2 protein-coding genes, 1 other RNA gene and 1 pseudogene are annotated in these 3,537 nt (G+C 61.5%); 2 read left to right on the plus strand and 2 right to left on the minus strand.

Annotated features, from left to right (window positions below):
- Window positions 1-104: 104 nt before the first annotated feature.
- Window positions 105-458: RNase P RNA component class A (gene rnpB, locus ACXRVY_RS20465), an RNA gene on the minus strand.
- 75 nt (window positions 459-533) lie between these two features.
- Window positions 534-1,439: a 16S rRNA (cytidine(1402)-2'-O)-methyltransferase gene (rsmI, locus tag ACXRVY_RS20470; RefSeq protein WP_223461206.1), complete on the minus strand. Its 906-nt coding sequence runs from the start codon at window positions 1,437-1,439 to the stop codon at window positions 534-536.
- 177 nt (window positions 1,440-1,616) lie between these two features.
- Between rsmI and ACXRVY_RS20475 the strand changes: the two genes are divergently transcribed.
- Complete coding sequence (locus ACXRVY_RS20475) at window positions 1,617-3,428, plus strand: penicillin-binding protein activator (protein ID WP_223461204.1); 1,812 nt, start codon at window positions 1,617-1,619, stop codon at window positions 3,426-3,428.
- A pseudogene (locus ACXRVY_RS20480) lies at window positions 3,428-3,537 on the plus strand (YraN family protein); the annotation flags it as partial. The gene ACXRVY_RS20475 and the pseudogene ACXRVY_RS20480, both read left to right, overlap by 1 nt.

Genomic DNA, 3,537 nt, shown 5'->3' on the forward strand with positions numbered 1-3,537 from the left:
CTAATCAATATCACAAAACCGCTCCTGCTGACGACTGTGCAAGGAGGGAAATTGCTACCACCGACACACTCTGCCCAATAAATTAAGCAGAGAGGAGAAAAAAGGTGGAGAGTCGATCTGTAAGCCGGGTTCTGTCTTGAACAGTCATTCGTCTACGATGGCCATCACTGGACATCTTTAGCAACCTACCCGGTCCCAGCGCGGGCCACGCCTTGGGACCCTATTTGGTCTTGCTCCAAGTGGGGTTTACCTAGCCACGAACTGTTGCCAGACGTGCGGTGCGCTCTTACCGCACCTTTTCACCCTTACCGGCGCCGAAGCGCTTAGGCGGTTATTTTCTGTGGCACTTTCCGTAGGCTCGCGCCTCCCAGGCGTTACCTGGCACTTCGCCCTATGGAGCCCGGACTTTCCTCCCCCCCCTAATTTTCATAGGGGGCAGCGACTGTCCGATCGACTCTCCGCCGCGAAGGTTACCGGCAGAGCGCCCGAAGAACAAGCACCAAGCGCCATAGAGCGCGCCTGTGCGTCGGGTTTTACTCGCCCTTCTGCTGATCCAGCGCGATCTGGTACAGCACATTCTTTCGCTCGCCGGTGATTTGCGCCGCCAAAGCCGCCGCACGCTTGAGCGGCATTTCTTCGAGCAACAGGTTGAGGATGCGCATCGCCTCGCTGCTGACGGCACCTTCTTCCTCGGGCGCGGACCAGCCCGCTACCAGCACCACGCACTCGCCGCGCTGCTGGTTGCTGTCCGACTCGACAAACTCACGCAGCTCAGCCAGTGGCAGGCCCTTGAGGGTTTCAAACGTCTTGGTCAACTCACGGGCAAGCAGCGCCGGACGCTCGGGACCGAACACCAGCTCCATGTCTTGCAGGCATTCAAGGATGCGATGCGGAGCCTCGTAGAAGATCAAGGTGCGGGGCTCTTCCTTTACCTGCTCGAGACGCGCCCGCCGCCCCACCGCCTTGGCCGGGAGGAAACCTTCGAAAATGAATCGGTCGGAAGGCAGACCCGCCGCCGACAACGCTGCAATCAACGCGCAGGCACCCGGAACCGGCACCACATTGATGCCTGCAGCCCGGGCCTGCCGCACCAGGTGATAACCCGGATCGGAAATCAGCGGCGTCCCGGCGTCGGAGATCAACGCCACGTTGTCACCGGCAAGCAGACGAGTGATAAAGCGGCTACCTTCATCCCGCTCGTTGTGCTCATGGCAGGCCGCCAATGGCGTCGCAATGCCGAAGTGTTGCATCAGGCGCTGGGAATGGCGGGTGTCTTCCGCGGCGATCAAGGCCACATCACGCAGAATCTTCAGCGCCCGCGCACTGATGTCATCCAGGTTGCCGATGGGCGTCGCCACCACAAAAAGCGAGCCAGCAGCGGAATTCAAAGCACCTGGAGCAGTCAAAGCGCACACCTCATGATCGGTAAAAGCCGCCATTGTAGCGCGTAGCGAGGCTCACGATACGCGCAAGCAAACACGGCATCGGCGACCGTTTGTGCGCTGGCGCAACATTTCCACCAGCTAAATTGATCGATTCACGCCAGTAACATCGCGCCCCGGCCAGTGCTTGGGTACAATTCCACGCTAATTTGATCGAGTATCAGGAACGCTTACATGATCGCTTGCCTGCGGCTGTTATCTGCCCTCTGCCTCGCTGCCTTGCTGGCGGCTTGCGCCAGCTCGCCCTCCTCCAGCCTTGGCGAACTTCCACGGACACCGGACGCCAGTATCGAGCAGTTGCTTGAGAAGGCCTCCCAAAGCAAATCACCGGAAGATGCCGCCCTTCTGCGCCTGAGCGCTGCCGACCTGGCCTTTCACCAGGGCAATGCCGGCCAGTCCGCGCAAATCCTGCAACAGGTTCCTATCGAGCAGCTCAAGCCGGGCCCACAGATTTTCGCCAACACCCTGGCGGCTGAACTGGCCATGACCCGCAATCAGCCCAAGGCCGCACTGGCCGCCTTGAGCCACCCAAGCCTGCAATACTTGAGCGAACTGCCCGTCGAACAACAGGTCCGCACCGGCACCGTTCACGCCCGCGCACTTGAAGCCGATGGCCAGACCCTCGCCGCCGCTCGCGAGCGCATTTTCATCGCCCCGATGCTCAAAGGTGAAGCCGCCAGCAAAAACCACGAAGCCATCTGGACCCTGATCGCTTCGCTGCCGACCGATCAGTTGCAGCCGAACACCACCGACGATCTCGGCGGCTGGATGGCCCTGGCGCTGGCCGTGAAATCCGCCGGCACCCTGGAGCAGCAACAAGCCGCCATCGACAACTGGCGCACGCGGAATCCGAAACACCCGGCAGCCATTCAATTGCCGCAGCCACTGACCCAACTCAAGGAACTGGCCAGCCAACCCCTGAGCAAGATCGCCCTGCTGCTGCCTCAGGACGGCCCGCTGGCCTCGGTTGGCAAAGCACTGCGCGACGGTTTCATGGCCGCTCACTACCAGGCACAACAGGCCGGGCAGAAACCACCCGCCATCGAGTTTTATGACAGTTCGCGCCTGACCTCCATGGACGAGTTCTACCGCAAGGCCCAGGCCGATGGCGTGCAACTGGTCGTCGGCCCGCTGGAGAAGCCGCTGGTCAAACAGCTGAGCACTCGCCCGCAATTGCCGATCACCACACTCGCGCTGAATTACAGCGAGGGCGATCAAGGCCCGGCGCAGTTGTTCCAGTTCGGTCTTGCCGCTGAAGACGAAGCTCGTGAAGTGTCGCGCCGCGCTCGCGCCGATGGCCTGCACCGTGCAGCCATCATGGTGCCGAAAGGTGAATGGGGCGACCGTGTGCTCAAGTCGTTCAGCCAGGATTGGCAGGCCAATGGCGGTACTATCGTTGCCACCGAACGTGTCGATCAACCGGTCCAGTTAGCCCAGCAGATTGCCGACATGTTCCAGCTGCGTCAGAGCGAAGGTCGCGCCAAGAGCCTGCAAAGCACTGTTGGCTCGCAAGTCGCTGCCCAGCCATCGCGCCGCCAGGACATCGAGTTCATTTTCCTGGCCGCAACACCACAACAGGCCCAGCAGATCAAACCGACCCTGAACTTCCAGTACGCAGGCGATGTGCCGGTCTACGCCACCTCTCACGTGTTCAGCGCCAGTGGCGACGTCAACCAGTACAACGACATGAATGGCATCCGCTTCTGCGAAACGCCATGGCTGCTGGAGGCCAACGATCCACTGCGCCGCCAGGTCACAGCCCAGTGGCCACAAGCCGCCGGCAGCCTGGGGCGTCTGTATGCAATGGGTGTGGACGCCTATCGCCTGGCACCGCGCCTGGGCCAACTCAAGTCTCTGCCAGACAGCCGCATCGACGGTGAGTCGGGCAGCCTTGGCATGTCTCAGAGCCAGCGGGTCGTGCGCCAGTTGCCATGGGCCCAGTTCGCCAATGGCCAGGTCCAGCGCCTGCCGGACACCGCTCGCTGATGCCTGACAGGTCACGCCAGCAAAGCGGCATGGATGCCGAGCGCCGTGCGCTCGAGCATCTTCAACAACAGGGTCTGCGCCTGCTGGCGCAGAACTGGTTGTGCAAACG

The organism is Pseudomonas sp. P5_A2_2, assembly GCF_054177685.1.

What these genes read in the sequence shown, in the direction of transcription:
- rsmI (WP_223461206.1), bottom strand. Translation starts at nt 1,439, where the DNA reads ATGGCGGCTTTTACCGATCATGAGGTGTGCGCTTTGACTGCTCCAGGT.
- ACXRVY_RS20475 (WP_223461204.1), top strand. Translation starts at nt 1,617, where the DNA reads ATGATCGCTTGCCTGCGGCTGTTATCTGCCCTCTGCCTCGCTGCCTTG.